General features: G+C 52.8%; 9 protein-coding genes and 1 CRISPR repeat array. Of the genes, 7 read left to right on the top strand and 2 right to left on the bottom strand.

Annotation, left to right across the window (positions count from 1 at the left end; all coding sequences use genetic code 11):
* Positions 1–290 precede the first annotated feature (290 nt).
* From ACMHXE_RS16555 to cas6f, 7 genes are all read left to right on the top strand, one after another.
* Positions 291–1,127 (top strand): WYL domain-containing protein, encoded by an 837-nt coding sequence (locus tag ACMHXE_RS16555; RefSeq protein WP_197021478.1) that lies wholly within the window; start codon positions 291–293, stop codon positions 1,125–1,127.
* 113 nt (positions 1,128–1,240) lie between these two features.
* A complete protein-coding gene (gene cas1f / locus ACMHXE_RS16550; protein WP_413732834.1) occupies positions 1,241–2,230 on the top strand; it encodes a type I-F CRISPR-associated endonuclease Cas1f in 990 nt (329 codons plus the stop codon).
* On the top strand, positions 2,227–5,604 hold the full coding sequence (gene cas3f / locus ACMHXE_RS16545) for a type I-F CRISPR-associated helicase Cas3f (RefSeq protein ID WP_413732832.1): 3,378 nt from the start codon (positions 2,227–2,229) through the stop codon (positions 5,602–5,604). Before cas1f ends, cas3f begins: the two co-directional genes overlap by 4 nt.
* A gap of 14 nt (positions 5,605–5,618) precedes the next feature.
* Positions 5,619–6,881, top strand: coding sequence for a type I-F CRISPR-associated protein Csy1 (gene csy1, locus ACMHXE_RS16540; protein WP_413732830.1), 1,263 nt, complete (start codon positions 5,619–5,621; stop codon positions 6,879–6,881).
* The gene (csy2, locus tag ACMHXE_RS16535; RefSeq protein ID WP_413732828.1) at positions 6,878–7,765 is read left to right on the top strand and encodes a type I-F CRISPR-associated protein Csy2; all 888 of its coding nucleotides are present in this window, start codon (positions 6,878–6,880) and stop codon (positions 7,763–7,765) included. Before csy1 ends, csy2 begins: the two co-directional genes overlap by 4 nt.
* Positions 7,766–7,776: 11 nt before the next feature.
* The gene (gene csy3, locus ACMHXE_RS16530; RefSeq protein ID WP_335921457.1) at positions 7,777–8,808 is read left to right on the top strand and encodes a type I-F CRISPR-associated protein Csy3; all 1,032 of its coding nucleotides are present in this window, start codon (positions 7,777–7,779) and stop codon (positions 8,806–8,808) included.
* A 9-nt stretch (positions 8,809–8,817) separates the two neighbouring features.
* Entirely contained in the window at positions 8,818–9,456 is a 639-nt protein-coding gene (cas6f, locus tag ACMHXE_RS16525) for a type I-F CRISPR-associated endoribonuclease Cas6/Csy4 (RefSeq protein ID WP_413732826.1), read from the top strand.
* 150 nt (positions 9,457–9,606) lie between these two features.
* A CRISPR array of direct repeats spans positions 9,607–11,734; the repeat unit is 28 nt; unit sequence GTTCACTGCCGCCCAGGCAGCTTAGAAA.
* Positions 11,735–11,876: 142 nt separating this feature from the next.
* Here cas6f and pbpC read toward each other — a convergent pair.
* Both pbpC and ACMHXE_RS16515 read right to left on the bottom strand, forming a co-directional pair.
* Positions 11,877–14,162, bottom strand: a complete 2,286-nt coding sequence (gene pbpC / locus ACMHXE_RS16520) for a penicillin-binding protein 1C (protein ID WP_413732824.1) — start codon at positions 14,160–14,162, stop codon at positions 11,877–11,879.
* Complete coding sequence (locus tag ACMHXE_RS16515; RefSeq protein WP_413732822.1) at positions 14,159–19,813, bottom strand: MG2 domain-containing protein; 5,655 nt, start codon at positions 19,811–19,813, stop codon at positions 14,159–14,161. Before ACMHXE_RS16515 ends, pbpC begins: the two co-directional genes overlap by 4 nt.
* Positions 19,814–19,975: the final 162 nt, after the last annotated feature.

The following is a 19,975-nucleotide window of genomic DNA, read 5'->3' as shown; positions in this document are numbered from 1 at the left end:
ACTTGACCGTTTTGCTTGGTTAATCACATTTTGCAATTGGAGTGGATAGCGGCTCAGGGCCGTAACTGCTTGGTGAGTTGCTGCGAATCACACCATGCATCCAAGCCTATAGGCCAATGCAGAGTATGCAAGGGATTTGTTCTCACCTTTCTAAGGCATTCAGCTTACAGTCTTTTATACGGTATGATGCGTGTCGAATATTTCGCCATCAGACCTACTCGTTGACATGGGGCTATGGCAGACTGAATTTATGTTCAGGTGACGACAGTTAAATGTCCATGGAGGGTAAGGTGAGCAATTGTAAGTTGCCGATAGAGCGATTTGCTTTTCTTGAGATGTTGGCCTTTTGGAAAGGGAGAGTCCGCAATAAAGATATCGAACACCAATTTGCCATTACCCGTCAGCAAGCCCACAAAGATTTGGCCAAATACCGGGAATTGCACCCAGGCGCCCTGATAAAGCTCGATAAGGCCTGTTTTGGGTTTGCAGAGCATGCCAGTCTCAGCTACTCATCTGCTTCCCTGGATGATTTTTTCCTCTGGTACGAGACAGGTTACTTTGCTCAGCCCCGCCCCTTGAATGGCTCCTGTGCCACCCGAATGGCATTGCCGGAACGCAACACTTGCCGCCATGTCCTCGCCGGTTTGATTAATGCCATCGAGCAAAACCTCAGGCTTGAGGTGGAATATGTCTCTCTATCCAATCCCGAAGATGAAGGCCGAATTTTTACCCCCCACACCTTAGTCAAGGCCGGCAGCCGCTACCATGTTCGGGGCTACTGCGAAAAGTCAGCGGCTTTTCGCGATCTTGTCCTGAGCCGCTTTCGGGGAATTCCTGTTGTGGAGGGCATCGCCCATCAAACTGTAAAAGATGACTCGGCCTGGCAGACCATGCTGGCGGTAATTCTGGCTCCGGATCCCCGCCTGACAGCCCAGCAACAACAAGTGCTGGCCAAGGATTATCAGATGGAGGGGGGACAACTCATTATTCAGTGCCGGGCAGCCTTGGTGGATTACCTGCTCAGGGAAATGCAGGTCAATACCAAGTATCTGGATGGCACTCCAGAGGCTCAGCAGTTGGTGCTGGTAAACCGAAATGACATCAAGCAGTGGTTATTCAATAGCTAGGACCGGCATGGTTTGAGCCAAGGTAAACTCAGTTAACCTGAGTGTCTGTACAGTATTGGTGGCAATAGGAAAGTTGGGTAAAAGTAACTGATATCTAACGCCGAGGTATTTAAATGGACGATTTCTCACCCTCTGATCTTAAAGTGATTCTGCACTCAAAACGCGCCAACATGTATTACCTCGAATATTGCCGCGTAATGCAAAAAGATGGCCGAGTACTCTATTTAACCGAAGCTGATAAAGAAAACCTCTACTTCAATATCCCTATCGCCAACACCACAGTCTTGCTGCTTGGCAACGGTACATCAATTACTCAGGCCGCAATGCGTATGCTCTCGCAGGCCGGAGTACTGGTAGGGTTTTGTGGCGGTGGCGGCACACCGTTGCATATGGCGACCGAAGTGGAATGGTTTACACCGCAAAGTGAATATCGCCCTACCGAATACCTGCAAGGCTGGCTCTCATTTTGGTTTGATGATGAAAAGCGCTTAGCCGCCGCGAAACAATTTCAAAATGCCCGAATCGACTACTTACAAAAGGTGTGGCGCACTGACCGTGAACTCGCTCTGGAAAAGTTCAATGTTCAGGATCAGGTTATCCAACAATCACTTGAAACCTTCCACAAGCGCACAGTGGCAGCCAGTCAATCCTCAGAGCTGCTGCTTACCGAAGCGCAATTAACCAAAGTTCTATACAGATACGCGGCCAATAATACCGGCAAAGAGGGTTTTTCTCGCCAACAACAATCCGACAAAAAATGTACCGACAAAGCCAACGACTTTTTAAACCATGGCAACTACTTAGCTTATGGTTTGGCAGCAAGCTGTTTGTGGATATTGGGGATTCCGCATGGCTTTGCCGTGATGCATGGTAAAACCCGCCGCGGTGCTTTGGTGTTTGATGTGGCCGATTTAATCAAAGACGCCATTGTGCTGCCCTGGGCCTTTGTTTGTGCCAAAGAAAACGCAACCGAACAAGAGTTTCGCCAGCAAATATTGCAAGCCTTTATTGAGCACAAAGCCCTCGACTTTATGTTTGACACAGTAAAACGCGTTGCCCTGGGAGGTCAGGGTGAACAAGAGCGCGAGGTAATCCCATTATGATGGTCACCTTTGTTTCTCAGTGTGAAAAAAACGCGCTTAAGAAAACCCGTCGCGTACTGGATGCTTTTGCCAACCGGATTGGCGATAACACCTGGCAAACCCTGATCACCGAAGAGGGATTGTTAACGGTGAAAAAAATGCTACGTCAAACCGCCAGCCGCAGCACTGCCGTCAGTTGCCATTGGATCCGCTCTCGCTCCCGCAGCCAGTTTTTATGGGTGGTGGGGAATAAAAAGAAATTTAATTTGGAAGGTGTGGTGCCAGTTAACAGTACTGAGAAAGATTTACTCAACAGCGACTATGAAAGTGATTGGAAATATTTGCCACTGATTAAAGCGATAACCGGAATGGCCGCTTTGCTGCACGATTGGGGGAAGGCTTCTTTACTGTTTCAGGAAAAATTAAACCCAGAGATTAAAACCCAGCATAAAGGCGATCCACTGCGCCATGAGTGGATCTCTTGTTTGCTTTTTCAGCAATGGATTTCCAATCAAACACATGAACGTCTTGATGAGGTTTGGCTAAATTCATTGATTGATAAAGGCATTGATGAAACTTGCTTTAACACCAACGTTTTACAAAAAGAGAAAGCACTTGCCGAATTGCCGACAGCGGCGGCTTTGATCGCTTGGCTGATCGTTTCTCATCACCGCCTGCCTCTACCCAAAGAGAAAGACTTGTGTGATAGACAACGAGAAGCTGATAACTCGTCGTTGGCGGATTTACTTGCCAGAATTACCCCAGCATGGGGCTATGAAAACCGCTTTGATGAGTACAACGCGCTGCTGCCGAAATGTTTTGAATTTCCGTTAGGGCTGCTCTCCAATTCCTCTATTTGGCTTGCTGAGCTAAAACGCCGTGCGAAGGATTTATTGCATCAGTTGCCTTTGTTAGATCAAGCGATGAATGACGGCAGCTGGCGCGTGGTTTTACACCATGCACGGTTGTGCTTGATGCTGGGCGACCATTATTACTCCTCGCAAGCCAATGATCCTAGTTGGAAGGTTTCAACCGAGCTGTACGCTAATACAGATCCCAAGACCAAAGAGCGTAAACAAAAGCTGGATGAACATTTGGTTAATGTCGCCAGGGTGGCGGTGAATACGGTGAAGTTGCTGCCCTTTTTTGAATCTGAGCCGCTAAAAGCGACTGAACTCACCGAGCTGACACCCAAGAGCAGCACCCCAAAAGCGTTCCGTTGGCAAGACAAAGCGGTACGTAAAATTATCGAGTGGCGTGAGCATACTGAAGATAAAAGCCAAGGTTATTTTGTGGTCAACATGGCGAGTACTGGCTGTGGGAAAACCATGGCTAACGCCAAAATCATGCAGGCGCTCTCGGAGGATGGTGAAAGTCTGCGTTTTATTCTCGCGCTTGGTTTGCGCACCCTTACTTTGCAAACTGGTGATGAATACAAACAGCGGCTCAAACTGCAAGATAAAGATCTCGCTGTGCTCATTGGCTCTAAGGCGATTTACGAGTTACATCACCAGACTGGTGCGCAAGTCGATAAGGAGGAAGTGGAACTTAATCAAGCTGAGCTTGGCTCTGAATCGATGGAAAGCTTGCAAGAAGAAACTGATGAACTGCATTGGCAGGGCGTATTGCCCGAAGAAGAGCTCACTACAGTTTTAATCAAGGAAAAAGATCGCAAGTTGCTTTATGCCCCGGTACTGGCTTGCACCATAGATCATATTATGGCGGCTACCGAAACCAAACGGGGTGGGCGTTATATATTGCCTTGCTTACGGTTAATGTCATCCGACTTGGTGATAGATGAAATCGATGATTTTACTGGCGACGATCTGATTGCGATTGGCAGACTCGTTCATTTGGCCGGTATGCTGGGGCGAAAAGTCATGATTTCCTCTGCCACCATCCCGCCGGATTTAGCACTCGGTTTGTATAATGCCTATCGCCAGGGGTGGGCAGTATTTGCCGCCAGTCGTGACCGAAACGCCAGCATTAATTGTATTTATATTGATGAATTTACGGCACATACTCAGTTGGTGGGGAGCAATGATTATGACTTGGAGGCTTACCGGGCCTTGCAACAAGGCTTTATCAATAAACGGGTCGAGAAGCTCAAACAGCAAACCGCCAAACGTAAAGCCGAAATTATCCCCTGCCTCAAACAACCTGATTTACCGCTTGATACTCAGTATTTTGCAACGGTAAAGCAAGCGGTGCTGGCTAAACACCGGCACCACTTTACCTTAGATCCCCAAAGCCAAATTCAAGTTTCCTTTGGTGTGGTGCGCCTTGCCAATATTCAACCCTGTGTCGAGCTAACCAAGTACTTGCTCAGTTGTGATTGGCCTGCAGATACCGAAGTACGTTGTATGGCTTACCATAGTCAGCAAGTGCTGTTGCTGCGCCACGAGCAAGAAAAGCATCTGGATGAGGTGCTTAAGCGTAAAGAAGCAGCGAACGAATTACCGGTTGCCTTCAGCCATCCCATTATTCGCGGTCATTTGGATGCCTGTTCTGCAAAAAATATGATCTTTATTTTGGTGACGACGCCTGTGGAAGAAGTGGGGCGCGACCATGACTTTGATTGGGCGGTGATAGAGCCCTCTTCTTTTCGTTCGATTATTCAAATGGCAGGCCGTGTACGCAGGCACCGTGATGGAGAAATTCCTGTGCCCAATATTGGCTTGTTGCAGTACAACCTCAAAGGGTTCAAGGGGGGAGAAGAGCGAGTATTTAACCGTCCTGGCTATGAAACCGACCGAACTACTCAGCTCGTCACTCATGACTTAACCCAGTTGGTGGACGAAAAGCCATTGCTGCAATCGGTTAATGCAGTTGCTCGAATTCAGAAGCGAGCGACGTTGGAGCCACAAAAAAACTTGGCAGATTTGGAGCACTTTGCCACCGCCAAAACATGCGGCACGGATCAAATCGGCAAGTCAGAAGTAAGCGAAGTTAACCGCCGGGATAGATTCAGCCGCAACCGTCGGGAAAGCCAGCGTCAATCTTGTTGGTGTGAGCATTTACACGGTCATATTCATGGCTACTGGTGGCTTACGGCATTGCCGCAATACTTCAAACGCTTTCGTAAAAGTGAACCCTCAGTGCAAATCTACTTAGTTAAAAAAGCGCGCAGCATTGAGTTTTGTTTGCGTGAAGATCAGGGCGGCTTACACCCGATTGAACGCACCTTGAATATTGAACATCTACCGTTTCCATCAACCCAACAACAGAAGCTTTGGCTACAGCGTGATTACAGTGAGTTAGTCAGTTTATACAGTCCAAGCCCTGAGCAGGAGTTTGTCACGTCAGTACGATACGGAGAAATCAGTTTTATCTACCGGGAAGGAAGTCAGCAATACAGTTACAACGACCAATTAGGCTTGGTTAAGGTCAAATAGTGGAGGGATTTACCGTGTTAGATCCAGCAATAGCCACCTTTTTTGCCGAGCGCAAAGAAGCCTGGCTTAAGAAAAATGTCAGTACCTCGATGCAAGAATCAGAAGTATTGGAAAAACAGCGGGAGTGTGAGCAAAACTTTTTGTTGGCAAATTGGTTACCCGATGCCGCTAAAAGGGCTGGGCAAATCTCAATAGCCTCACATCCCTGCACCTTTAGTCATCCGAGTGCGCGAAAGAACAAAAATGGCTATGTTTCATCGATAATTGCCAAGAATAAACCGAGTGTCGATGGCTTTCTGCGATCAGGCAATGTGGCGGTAGAGCCTGATGCACTCGGTAATGCAGCGGCATTGGACGTGTATAAGTTCCTGAGCTTGCCGATGAGCGATCAACGCTCTCTGCTCGTGCATATTGAACAAGAAAGTGAGTTGGCTCGCCAGTTGCTTGAGGTGCCAACCTGTGATTATCAGACGCTACGAGACGGTTTTTTAAAAATGATCGATAGCGATCAAGCTTCGGTATCCAGCTCGAAGATTAAGCAGGTCTATTTCCCGGTAGCCGAAGGTGAATATCATTTATTGTCGCTATTGACCCATTCAGGCCATCTTTTTGAATTACGCAAACGACTTGATGCAATGCGATTTGGGGAGCTTGTCAAAGAGGCCAGAGAGAGCAAAAAAGCCAATCGATTTCACCCGGAGGGCTATCAAGAAATATTTGGTCTAACGACCATTGGCTTTGGCGGTACAAAACCTCAAAACATCAGCGTGCTCAATAACCAAAATGCGGGAAAAGCCCATCTTCTTCCATCCATTCCGCCTAATTTAAAACCCAGAGAAATCCGCTTGCCTAAGACGGACTTTTTCAAAGAGTGTTTTACTGCTTGGCAAGCCAAGGAGGTGTTGGAAGCGTTGCATCGGCTGTTTAAAGCCGACTATAACAACATCAATATCCGTGATGGACGCGATTACCGTATTCAGCAATACGTTGATTTGGTTATTGAAAAAATGTGGCAAGTGCGCCTTTTTCTCACTGGCCATCAAGGCGATCTACCAAGCGAATTGCCATTGGAGCAAAAAGTTTGGTTGTACCCTGAATTTGAGTCGCAGCGAGAACAAGAGAATGAGTGGCTCGATAAAATCACTCGTCAAATTGCCCGTGGTTTAATCAACCACTACAGCCGCAGCAAAGTCATCAGCAACCCCTTATTACTGGCCGATCAAGAACTCTTGGCCATTGAGACAGTGGTTGCCAGCAATAGGGAGAACTTTCGATGAGAGTGCTGATTTTGCCCCATATTAAAATTCACAACGCCAATGCACTCTCAAGCCCTTTTACCATCGGTTTTCCGGCCATGACAGCATGGTTAGGGTTTGTCCACGCTTTGGAGCGCAAATTGAACCAAGCCGGTCTGTCTGAGTTAATGCTGCACAGTGTCGCCGTTGTCAGTCATTGCTGTGATGTACAAACTCACAAAGGTGAGGGCGATTTTGTCCATTCAATCATTGGTACAGGTAACCCACTCGATAAGGATGGTTCACGCTCGGCATTTATCGAGGAAGCACGCTGTCATTTAGACGTCTCTTTAGTGATTGAGTGGAGTGGCGATGAGGAACAGGTGCAATATCCTGATTTTGCAGGGCAATTGCAAGCGGTCATCGCCACCATGAAAGTAGCGGGTGGTGATGTCATCTGTATAGGAAAGCCCGCAATCGGCTCAGTGGTGACAGAAGAGGATACGACGCGAGTTCTACGTCAACTGATGCCGGGCTATCTGCTGCTAGAACGGCACGATCTAATGATAGAGGCCATGCAGCAAGGCGATGATGCATTAGATGCACTGCTTGGCTACCTCAGCGTTAACCACAATTGTGAACAGCTTGAAGATGGCAGTGTTGTTTGGCATAGCCAACGCAAGACGAGTGGCTGGATTGTGCCGATTGCCACTGGGTTTCAGGGGATTTCGCCATTAGGTGAGGCGAAAAATCAACGCGATCCATCAGTGCCGCACCGCTTTGCTGAAAGTGTGGTCACGCTAGGTGAGTTTGTTATGGCACACAAAATTAAAAACCTCGATGACGCCCTTTGGCAATACCACTCCGATTTAGAAAACGATCTTTACCTTTGTCAGCAAGTTAACGCTATCAACGAACATGAATAAGGAACAATCTCATGGCTAAAATTAACGACACCGCTTCAGTCTTGGCATTTGAGAAGAAACTAGTCCCATCAGATGGCTATCTATTTGGCACTAGCTGGGACGCTAAAGAACAGGGCACTCCTTTATCGTTACAAGAAAAATCGGTACGTGGAACCATTTCTAACCGTTTAAAAGCGGCAGTAAAAAATGATCCGCTTAAGTTAAATGCCGAAGTGGAGAAAGCAAACTTACAACGTGTCGATGCCTGTGCTCTGGGGCAAGATCAAGACACTCTTAAACTCCATTTCACCCTAAAAGTGTTGGGTGGTTTAGCTCAACCTTCGGCTTGTAATAATGCGCAATTCAAACAGAGCTATAGTGCCGCAGTTGAGCAGTACATTGCCAAACATGGTTGTTTTGAATTGGCAAAACGCTACGCCACTAACCTGGCAAACGCGCGTTTCTTATGGCGTAACCGAGTGGGTGCTGAAGAAATTGAAGTGCAAGTTAAGGCGCTTAATAAAGGGGCGGAGCAAACTTGGACGTTTGACGCCAAAAAGTTCAGCACCCGCCATTTCGATCATAACGACGAACAAGTGAGTAGTTTGGCTGAACGCATTGCCAAGGCCTTGGCCAGTAAGTCCGAACACCTGATGCTGCAAATTGACTGCTACGCAAAAGTGGGTAAAGCGCAAGAAGTTTATCCAAGTGAAGAGCTAGTGTTGGATAAAGGCAATAGCAAAACCAAGAAAAGTAAAATTCTTTATGCCGTTAATGAACATGCAGCGATGCACTCACAAAAAATAGGTAATGCATTGCGTTCTATTGATACCTGGTATCCAGAATACGCTTTGGCAGAACAAAGTGCAGGGGCGATTGCCATAGAACCTTATGGCGCAGTGACCAATTTGGGTAAAGCATTCCGCACTCCGAAAGATAAGCAGGATTTTTACAGCTTCTTTGACAAGTGGGCTCGTGGAGAACCACTACCGCGTGAAGAAGATGAGCATTATGTGGTGGCCGTGTTGGTGCGCGGCGGGGTATTCGGCGAAAGTGATAAATAGGTGGCGGTAATGAACTACTACCAAGAAATTACCCTACTACCGGATGTCGATATCTCGCTTGGTTTTCTTTGGCAAAACGTGTTTCAACAAGTGCATATTGCACTTGTTGAACACAAAGTGGATGCAAATCAGTCTAGTGTTGCGGTTGGCTTTCCTGATTATCTCCGGGCTAAGTTTCCCCTGGGCAGTAAATTGCGCCTCTTTGCCAAAGAACAAGCGTCATTGGAAAAGCTAGCCATTCACCAATGGCTGAATCGGTTCGAAGACTATGCGCATATTAAAGGGATCAAACCCGTACCGAGTGATGTTTCCTACGTGAGCTTTGTACGCAAACAGGTGAAATCGCCTGAGCGGATTGAGCGGGCTATGCAGCAAAAGGCGGCATTATGGGCTGCAAAGTCGGGCAAGCTGCTGGCCGAGTGCTTAACCGATCTTGAAAAAAGCAAACCGACTGGGCAGTGTGATTTGCCATTTATCTTCTTGCACAGCCAGCAAACGAAACAACGTTCGCCGGACAAAAACAGCAAGTTCCCGCTGTTTATCGAAAGATATCCGCAAAGTACACCTGTGGATGGGCAGTTCGATTGCTACGGGCTGAGTCGTAAAGTTAATGGTATTGCATCGCTTGGAACAGTACCGCACTTTTAAGCATCAAAGGGTGAGTTTTACCCTTTATTTTTGCTCTTTAAAAATAAGCTTTATATACAATCAGTTACAACAGGTGGTATTCAACAGGGTAAAAATAGGTTTTTTATCCTAACCACCTGTTGTGACTTTCTTTTATTGATTTATTCTATTGTTCACTGCCGCCCAGGCAGCTTAGAAATTATGGAACGACTGCGTGTAAGTGGGATTCCAGTTCACTGCCGCCCAGGCAGCTTAGAAAAACCTGGTGAGATAGGTTGTGACCCCGGTACAGTTCACTGCCGCCCAGGCAGCTTAGAAAACACTGCTGGCGAGCCCAGCGAATACGGCCAGGTTCACTGCCGCCCAGGCAGCTTAGAAATTACTGGACTTTTCAGGGCTGACCGTTCCTCTGTTCACTGCCGCCCAGGCAGCTTAGAAAAAACGTTTTGTTTATTACACGATTCTCGTAACGTTCACTGCCGCCCAGGCAGCTTAGAAATGACCGTGTATCATATCAAGATAAGGTGATTCGTTCACTGCCGCCCAGGCAGCTTAGAAAAATGACGCCAACAAGGACGCATTCCGGCAGTTGTTCACTGCCGCCCAGGCAGCTTAGAAATTTTGGTGTTCGCGTCCGGTTACGGGGTTGGTGTTCACTGCCGCCCAGGCAGCTTAGAAAGCTCTGGAAGCTGCCGCTTATGGCCTTATGGCGTTCACTGCCGCCCAGGCAGCTTAGAAAGCGACGAGGCAAGAGAAAAGTTTCCTGCAAACGTTCACTGCCGCCCAGGCAGCTTAGAAAAGTGGTTCATAGTCTCTTTAAGGTCAGAGCCCGTTCACTGCCGCCCAGGCAGCTTAGAAATGTATGCGCAGAGGCCGTCACAATAAGTACCGGTTCACTGCCGCCCAGGCAGCTTAGAAATTATCAAGCCGTTCACGCTCCTTGGCCAAGTGGTTCACTGCCGCCCAGGCAGCTTAGAAAAATCTCGATTTGCAATTCGAGCCTCACCCAGAGTTCACTGCCGCCCAGGCAGCTTAGAAATAGAATGAAGATAAGATTAAGATTCTACCGTTGTTCACTGCCGCCCAGGCAGCTTAGAAATTAATTGAGGCGTCACCGTCCAGCATGGTCAGGTTCACTGCCGCCCAGGCAGCTTAGAAAACACTTGATAACTCTGACACGTTCACATACAAGTTAACTGCCGCCCAGGCAGCTTAGAAATTTCGATGGGTTTTTCTGTTTACTCTTTAGATGTTCACTGCCGCCCAGGCAGCTTAGAAATTATCCATCCTCTAGTTCCTGACTTAACAAAAGTTCACTGCCGCCCAGGCAGCTTAGAAATGTTTCCCTGTACCGTCAAACGTAGATGTGTTGTTCACTGCCGCCCAGGCAGCTTAGAAAAAACATAACGCCCCCTTAGATACCTGGCAGGCGTTCACTGCCGCCCAGGCAGCTTAGAAATCACGGTTAACGGGCACAGGGTTGTTTACTATGTTCACTGCCGCCCAGGCAGCTTAGAAAATAAAACAACAACCAATTAATATTTATCAAACGTTCACTGCCGCCCAGGCAGCTTAGAAATTTTTAGTAAATGAAAAGTAGGAGGAATGTAAGTTCACTGCCGCCCAGGCAGCTTAGAAATGCTCCGCATATTCTGCTTTGTACCGTGATGGGTTCACTGCCGCCCAGGCAGCTTAGAAAACACTCGCCAAATTCGTCTTTGTTTTGTGGGTGTTCACTGCCGCCCAGGCAGCTTAGAAAGCCTGCTGGTTTTGCTCGTCAGGCTGCGGCAGGTTCACTGCCGCCCAGGCAGCTTAGAAATCTACTGGCTTATCACGCCACAATGCTGGTTGGTTCACTGCCGCCCAGGCAGCTTAGAAACGTTGCTGGTGTAGATGATGTTTTCGCTCTTGGTTCACTGCCGCCCAGGCAGCTTAGAAATGTGGAACGCAGAGGCGACCATGAAGGATTTTGTTCACTGCCGCCCAGGCAGCTTAGAAATCAACAAATAATTCGCGCTCTGATTTTGGTTTGTTCACTGCCGCCCAGGCAGCTTAGAAAATCACTAGGCGCGACACCTCATCATCACCCCAGTTCACTGCCGCCCAGGCAGCTTAGAAAATAACCACAGGTGAAGCAAGCAATCCAGCTAAGTTCACTGCCGCCCAGGCAGCTTAGAAAAGTCGAATGGCTTAAACTCGAATGGCTCAAATGTTCACTGCCGCTCAGGCAGCTTAGAAAGTTACTAGGATGTTTGTCATAGCAGGTAACTCGTTCACTGCCGCTCAGGCAGCGTAGAAAGGTTTTCTGGTGAATTGCACTTGAGCCTTGCCGTGCTCCCTCCACAACGAGGATTTATCACTCAACCCCAGCAAAATCCGAACGTCCTGCATTTGTGGGGCTGAAGAGGTCGAAACTGAGGTGATCTAAATAGCGGCCCGGCTCAAGGCAGCATGTCCACTCGAAGTAGTCTGCTGGCGCTGCGGCCTTTGTCGTCGCTGACCGACAGTTGGAAGCGTCCGGCTCTGGGCGGGCGCCATTCCAGGGTTTGGCCCGGCAGGCTCTGGCCGAGCAGGCTGTTACCGGCAAACCAGTAGAGTATTTGGCTGTCGGAGGCGGCATCGGCCTTGAGGGCTATGTGTTCATTGGCCACGCTTTGGCGCAGGCTGTAGGTGACGCCTTTCAAGGGGGAGCGGATAAGCGGGGCCGAGTAGCTGACCGCGACTCTTTGGCTGCAGGCGGCCGGAAGCTCCGGCGGCCTCCTGCGGGGTAAACCTGCCTGCTCGAACAGGGCCGCCAAGTCTGACGGCCAGAAGGCAAACACCTCCTGGTGGTGAATTGCCGAGTCGTAGGGCGGGCAGACGGCGGCGCCGGTTTTGTTATCCAGCCACACGGGGCGATGCAAGTTGGAGACCTTGATGGGGGAAACTCCCGGGATATACCAGCCATCGACCAATTTGGGGCACCAAGGGTTGGGCAGTTCGCCGGAGGCGGCGCAGAAGGCCACCTTTTTCACTGTATCCGGCGGCGTGTTGGCCATGTCGGCCGTGCCCGGCAGCGCGCCCTGCAAGGCATCGCTGAGGGCGAAGAACAGGGGCCCGGCGGTACGGACGCCGACAAAGGCCGGGTTGGGGGTGGCGTCGAAGTTACCCACCCAGACCACCAACACATAGGGGCCTGTGATACCGGCGCTCCAGGCATCGCGATATCCCCAGGAGGTACCTGTTTTCCAGGCCACTGTCCAGTTGCTGCCGGGCAGGCCGTCGGCGCGGGGGTTGTCCTTGAGTATGTCCCGCACCATAAAGGCGGCGGCAGGGCTCAGCAACCTCTTTCCTTGCGGACTGATGGGCTGGCTTTGTTGATCCCGCAGCGGATAGTCGTGGCCCTGGCTCGCCAGCATCAGGTACAGCCGCGCCAGCTCCGCCATGGTCAGCTCACCGCCGCCCAGCGCCAGGGATAAACCATAATGACTTTCACCCCTGAGCCCCTGAATACCGGCCTGGCGCAGGAAGCCGTAGAGATTGGGTTGGTTCACTTGTCCTGCCAGCCACACGGCCGGCAGATTGCGGCTCTTGACCAGGGCATCGTGGGCGCTGATGGGGCCGGTAAATCTGTGGTCAAAGTTCTCCGGTTGGAAACTGCCAAAGGCGGTGGGTGCATCCTTGAGTATGCTCAGCGGGTGTATGAGCCCCTGATCTATGCTCAGGCCAAACAGAAATGGCTTCAGGGTTGAACCCGGCGAGCGGCGGGCGGTGACGCCGTCCACCTGGCCTTGGATATCGGTATCGAAGAAGTCTGCCGAGCCTATCCAGGCTTTGATGCTCTGATCGCGGCTGTCCACCAGGATTGCGGCGGCATTCTTTACCCCCAGATGGCGCTGGCTTTCGATATACAGCCCAAGGCGCCGCTCCAGCAAGGTCTGCAGGCTGACGTCCAGAGTGCTGTGAATTTGGGTGTCACTATTATCCCGCAGCAGGCGGCGGCTGAAATGCGGCGCCAGAAATGGCAGCTCAGTGCGATCATGGCCGATGGCGGTGAGGGTCAACAGGCCGTTGTTGCGGGGATCGTCGCGATAGCTTTGTTGCCAGAGCAACGCCAGACGGTCGCGGGCATCCTGAAAGTCGGCACCGAAGCGGGCGCGGCGCGCCGGGCTTTGCGGCATGACCGCCAGGCTGAGGGCTTCACTGAGTGACAGCTCACCGGCGTCTTTATGAAAGTAGATGCGGCTGGCAGCGCCAACACCTTCAATATTGCCGCCCATGGGCGCCAGATTGAGATAGGCCTCGAGAATATCATGCTTGGAGTAACGCAGTTCCAGCCAGAGCGCCGCCAGCATCTGCTGCAGTTTCCCGGCAACCTGGCGGCTGTTGATGTTGTAAACCCGCCGGGCCAGTTGCATGGTCAGGGTCGAAGCGCCCTGGCGATCATCCTTAAGATAGGTAGCGACTATCGCCCTGGCGGTGGCCGCCGGGTTGATACCGGGATGGAAGTAAAAATAGCGGTCTTCCTTGAGCAAGATGGCTTGCACCATGTTGTCTGAAACCCCTTCCAGGGGTTGCCAGAGCCGATACTGGCCATCACTGGCCAGCGTCAGCCGCAGCAGACTGCCATCGGCGGCCAACACCATGCGGGAACTGGGCGCCAGCTTTGAAAAAGGTTGTGCCGGCCAGAGTCTCAGCCCCAGCAGCAAGGCTGCCAGGGCCAGCAGGCACAAATAGCGGCGTTTCATGGCGCTTCGATCACCAACTCACCACTTGGGCCCTGAGCCTGAATCAGGGGATCATACAGCCCCTCGGCGTAGGCGGGCGGCACCTGGAACTGGCCGACATTGGTGGCCCGTACCTTGTAGACAAAGGTTTTGGCATCGCGCCAGGCGGTACCGTAGAGCACCAAGCGGTCTTCGCGTACATTGAGCCACTGTGGCGACCAGTCGCTGTGCTGAGCCATGCCTACAGGCGGCTGCCAGCCGTCGAAGCTGTCATCCTTGTCACGATAAACCGGCTCCACGCCGCCGGGCAGCAGATCTATAACGACCACCTGCTGCAACTTGTCCATATCTGTGGAGCGCAGCCGCAGCCTGACCAGGAATTCATCCCCGACCTTGACCTTGCCAAGAGGTTGCTGTTCCAGGGTCAGATAGTCGCGGCTCACCTCCAGCCCTTGGCTGAAAGGCTTGGCCGGGCTTTGGTCAAATCCCTGCTGGCTGAGAAGATAGAAGGCATCATTAGTGCCGGTTTTCTGGTATTTCACCTCTTCACTGCCGAGGGGCAGCTTAGCCTTGGGTAGACTCAGTGCCTGCCAGGCCTTATCGACCAGTGCTTGCATGGACAGCCCCTGATCGCCGCGGGAGTTATCCAGAGCGGTCAGCGCCCGCACCAGAGTACCGGCAGACAGCGAGCTATAACGCTGCTCGCTGAGCCACTGGCCCATGCGCGGCAGCAACTGTTCCGGCAGGTCATCCAGGCGCTGTGGCGCCTGACGGGCGATGAGTGTCAGCAGCTGGGCATCGTGCACCATGGGATCCAGGTAGAGGCCGAGGCGCTGGGGCTTATCCTCAAGCAGCTGCCACTTCTGCGCCTGCCACAGCGGCTCGGCCAACTGTTGCTGCTGCATCAGGGTAAAGCTGGCGGCCAGCCAGGCACTGGCGATGTCTGCTTGCCAATCTTTGGGATAGTAGCGCTGCAAACGCTCGCGGATGTCGGCCAGGGCGCCGCTAACCTGCACGCCCTGGCGGGCCAGCAGATACGCGCCATAGGCACGCTCGCGCAGCTCATCCAGGCCGCTGCTGGGGCCGGAGCTCACGCTCGATAGATAGCTGTTGGCCTTGTCCAGTAGATCCTGGGGCACGGGGTAACCCTGGGCCTTGGCGTCCAGCAGCATGTCTACCACATACAAGGCCACCATAGGCTCGACTATCGGGTTGGCGGCCCAGAGACCGAAGCCGCCGCTGCTGTTCTGGCGGCTACGCAACTGGCCAATGAGTTGGTTAAAGTCATTGAGATTATCCTGGGGCTTGCCCAGCAGCAGTGCCGGTACGGCTTTGGATACCAACTGCTCGGTACAGGCGTGAGGATAGTTGTCCAGATAGTGGCTCAGCCCCTGAGCCCAAACCAGCGGGCTGTTGCCAAGGGCCGCTTCCACCTTGCTGAACGGCGTAAACAGCTGACGGTCAAGTTTGAGCTTGGCTTCGGAGCGGTCGAGCACAGCCGTGGCCAGGGTCAACCGGTGGGGCGTTAACGGCCGTACCGAGATGCTCTCGCTGATCTTGAGCTCGCCTTCGCTGGTGGCCAGCTTCCAGTGGAGCTCCCCTTGACCCAGATTTTCACCTGCCTTGACGGCAAAGTGCGCCGTGGCCTCACGGCCCGGTTCGATATGGAACTGCTGCGGTTGCAGGTCGCTACGAAGGGCGCCGCTCAGGTTGAGGGTCAGGGTAACATCCTGCGCCTCGGCTTCTGTGTTATAGAGTCCCACAGTAACATCGGCGGTGTCGCCGGGTGCCAGGAAAGCCGGCACATTGGGGCTCATCACCACAGGCGCCTTGACCGCGACACTGGCCTCGCTGGTGCCTATGCCGCCTTCGGTGGCACTGACGGCAAAGAAGCGGATACTGCCGTTGAAGCTGTCGGGCACTGTATATTGCAGCCGCTGCTCTCCGGCGGCCAACTCACGAATACCCGACCAGTAAACCACAGGCTTGGCGCGCTTGCGCTTGAAGGGGTTGAGGTTGGCTGCCAGCAGCGCGGCGGCGTCACCTCCGGGTGCGGCCTGGCGCATCAGCACCTTGAGATCCGGCAGCAGCAGGTCGAGAATTTGGCTCGAATCTACGCTGAGAGCCTTCTTGTCGAAGAAGTGCGCCAGCGGATCCGGCGCTTCATAGCGGGCCACCTGCAAAATACCGGCATCAACCCCGAATACCACGACTCTGGCTTTGCTTGGCAGCTTGAGGTCGATATCCAGTTGCGTCCCGGGTTTTACCTTTTCCGGCAGGCTCATGGCGATGGCCTGACGCCGCTCACCGAGATCCACCTTAAAGGGTTTCACGGCATAGGACAGCGGGCTCATAAAGACTTCTTCCGAGTCCGGTGCCCGCAGGAACTGCACATTGATATAGGCATTGCCCTCAATGCCTTGCGGCAGGGTAATGCTCTGCAACGAACGGGTGCTGTCGGCCTTGAACCATTTGAAGGCGTAGACCTTGTCTCTCTCTATGGTGATGAGTCCGGCGCCGCTGTAAGGGGCCTGAATCGCCACCTGAATGCTTTCACCCGGCAGATATTCTGCCTTGTTTAGCGTCAGTTCCAGCTCGGCGTTGCGCTCCAGCGTGCGACTGGCGTTGCCACTGCCGGCAACGCTGTAATCTATTTGGTTCAACTGGCGGCCGTTTTCATCCAGCAGTCGCAGGCGGTAATCACCCGGCTCCCTGGTGTCGAGTTCCAATTGGCCACCGCTTGCGGCCAGACTCAGGGCAGTGCTGCCCAGCAGTTTGTCTTTGCGGCGCGATTCATAGCGGTAGGTGCCGTCATTCTGTTTCACCAACACAGACACCCAGCGCCGGGCGATACGCTCGACTTTGAGCTCAGTAGCCACACCTTGAAGGTCCTGGCCAACGGCTTGCAGGTTGAGCACACGCTTGCCGTCTTTGCTGATGAAGTCCAGATCGCCATCGCTCTTGTAGCCCAGTAACCAGTCGGCATCGGATACCAGTAGCTGGTCTTGGGCGCTGACACCGTGGCCTGAACCGGCTTCAAATACCCGAGCCAGCAAGTGCAGCTTGTAGGTGCTGCCGGTAAAGCGGTCCAGCGCCAAGTCCAGGCTGGCCTTGCCTTCGCCGTCTGTGGTGGTTTCGCTCAAGTCTTCGCGGAACGATTCCTTGAGCTTGCCCAATACCCCAAAACGATAGCCGGGCCAGGCTTTGAAGCTGATATCGGTTGGTGACAGCACCATCTCGCCGCTGACTCGGCGATCGCTCGCCGGGCCGCCGAAGAGTTGCTCGGCCAAGACCTCGGCCTTGAGTTGCTGCGGCGTGCGCCAGCCTTCAAACTGCTTGTCGGTGCCCAAGTCGGTGCCCAAATAGACTCGCACCTTGATACGATCCGGCTCGAAGTCGCGCACCTTGAATGTGACATCACCAAGACGCGTGAGGCGGTATCTGTCTTTGATAAGGGACAGAGTGGCGAGATAGTCACCGGCAACCGCGGTTTCACCGGCGCTGAAGTCCAGGCTGTCAAAGCCGCTGCCATCGAGTTTGAAGGTGCGATCCAGCACGGTTACCCCGCGGGGGTCGGTGATCTGCATTTTCACCGGCAGGCCACCCAGGGCGGTACTCCAGTCCTGCCCCCGCACCAAACTGGCGATATGAGCCGTCTCACCGGGGCGATATAGCCCGCGGTCGGTGAAGAGGTAGGCTCTCAGGGCGCCGGGATCGTCGCTTTCATAGCTGCCGCCGGTGTCGAAACGGGACAGATTGAGCTGGCGACGCCAATCAGCCAAAGGTAAGAAGGAGAGATCGCCATCCTTTTCGACCCGATAGTAGAGCGGGGTCTTTTCCCGGCGCAGATCGCCAAGCTTGGCAAAGCTTGCATGACCGCGTTCATCGGTTAAAGCCTCGGCTACCGGCAAACCGTTGCGGCCGATGACGGCCACCCGGGCTCCTGCCACCGGAGTCCCCTTGCCGAGGGATTGCACGAACAGATCCTGGCTGCCATCACGGCTGCGTTTGGCGAGTATGCCCAGATCTGTCACGACCACAAAGCGCAGATCGTGGGCCTCGGTTTGGTAATAGTCGAAGGTTTGGCTGTCTCTTTCATCGGCCGGAGTAAGCTTGACCACAAAGATGCCGCGCTTGTCCTTGAAGAAGGGCTTGAGGTCGACGCTGCCGTAGAGCGTCTTGCTGGGATCGCGCCCGGCAAGCTGTTGCTTGAACACCTGACGGGTGACCAAACGGTCGAAATCTGTGTTGTTGAGGTAGGGCTCGGCAAAGCTGCCCGAGCTTTGATCTATCAGGGCATTGAGCTGATCAGGCAGTAACTGGGCGACCTCAATCTGCACCTTTTGTACCCCTCGGGCCAGATAGCCGAGGCGTTGATCGTCGTCCAGAGTCAGCAAGGAACCTTCGCCGAGGAAATTGAGCGCCTTGGGATATTGCGGCATTCGCAGCACAGTCAGCACGGCATCGCGGGACAGATAACCCCCTTGGCCTTCGACTTCCTTATCCACCATTACCGCCACGTAGCGATCGACCGGAGCTTTCAGCTTGAAGCTGTGCAACTGGTTGAGGCCTTCGGCACCGGGGATCTGGGTCAAGGTCAGTTTGTCGGCCTTGGCCAGCACCTGTTCGGTGACATTTTCCTGATACCAGTGACGGCTTCCCTTGGGATTTTTCAGCGGCAGCAACCAGGCATGTACCTTGCCTTGAAGCGCTTCGTCGTTGACCGGACGTGAGCTTTCCATTGTCAGTACCGGCTCGGGTTCATCCTTGTCGTTGTAGGCGAAGTTGACCTGAGCCTGTTTAAAGCTCAGCTGATAACGGCCGGGAACCTCTACTTGCCATTGGCTCTTGCCTGCCTTGTTGCCGCCGCTGGCCGCCAGGATCCCTTTGCTGACTTCCAGGGTTACAGTGCTCTGCTCAAGTGGTGTGGCGAGCGCAGGAGAATGTATGTAAGCGAACAGATGCTTGTCGTCGAAGGTGACTTCGGTATCGCCATTGCCGCTGTAGGTCAAGCCGGGGCTCAGCAATATCGCCAGTTGGGGTTTGACCGAGGTCGTATCCACCGGGTGGCTGAAGGCCAGGGTGGCGACCAGCTTTTGAATACTCGGCTGGGCCGGATCCTGGTACAGACGCCCATCAGAGATGGTGGCGGTGAAGGCGGCTGTGCTGAATTCGCTCTGGTATTTATCCAGTAAGATATGGTCTGCCAGCAGCTGCTTCTTATCCAGGCTGACCGCGAACTTTTCCGCAATCGGCCAGTCGTTATCCGGAATAAATTGCAGATGCTTGTCACTGGCCCAGCGCCACTGCCCGGCGAGTTGGGGGCTGAGGCTGACGCCTTTGGAGACTGGTTTGCCTATGACGTCCAAAGGTGCGACCGAACCACTGAAGGTCAGGGTCAAGGGAGCGACCTGAGGTTTGGCTTGGTGGTAATCGGTCAGCCTCGGCGCCTTGAGCGTATAGTGTAGGGTATAGGGCTTGGGTAAATGCTGATACCAATACCAGCCACCCCAGCAAAGCACAGTCAGCACAGATAGCAGCAGTAAGCTTCCCAAGGCTTTAAAGGGATGCTTTATGCACCAATGCATCCAGGGCGGCGCTTGCCAGTGACCAAAAACCGCAGCGAGAACTCGCCAAACTACCGAGAAGAAATTTCCTATAAGCTGTCCCATCGTTCCGTGTCCTTGCTGTGTCTCGTAGCGCTATCGCCAACTTGGCTGACGTTTTAAAGATGTCGGTCGCCGATGTCAATCAGACCGGGCCGATGCTGTGATGCCCTATTCGATATCGCCTCTGCAACTGAGGCTATATGGTACAGCAATCAGCCTGATTTT

The organism is Shewanella sp. BJSY2023SW007, from assembly GCF_047314525.1.
In the GTDB taxonomy this organism is placed as follows: domain Bacteria; phylum Pseudomonadota; class Gammaproteobacteria; order Enterobacterales; family Shewanellaceae; genus Shewanella; species Shewanella chilikensis.
The sequence above is the reverse complement of the archived record's forward strand: the minus strand, read 5'-3'. Positions and strand labels throughout refer to the sequence as shown.

Coding starts and splice junctions, on each gene's coding strand:
- csy3 (WP_335921457.1), top strand. CDS start 7,777: ATGGCTAAAATTAACGACACCGCTTCAGTCTTGGCATTTGAGAAGAAA.
- csy2 (WP_413732828.1), top strand. CDS start 6,878: ATGAGAGTGCTGATTTTGCCCCATATTAAAATTCACAACGCCAATGCA.
- cas3f (WP_413732832.1), top strand. CDS start 2,227: ATGATGGTCACCTTTGTTTCTCAGTGTGAAAAAAACGCGCTTAAGAAA.
- cas1f (WP_413732834.1), top strand. CDS start 1,241: ATGGACGATTTCTCACCCTCTGATCTTAAAGTGATTCTGCACTCAAAA.
- ACMHXE_RS16515 (WP_413732822.1), bottom strand. CDS start 19,813: ATGGGACAGCTTATAGGAAATTTCTTCTCGGTAGTTTGGCGAGTTCTC.
- pbpC (WP_413732824.1), bottom strand. CDS start 14,162: ATGAAACGCCGCTATTTGTGCCTGCTGGCCCTGGCAGCCTTGCTGCTG.
- cas6f (WP_413732826.1), top strand. CDS start 8,818: ATGAACTACTACCAAGAAATTACCCTACTACCGGATGTCGATATCTCG.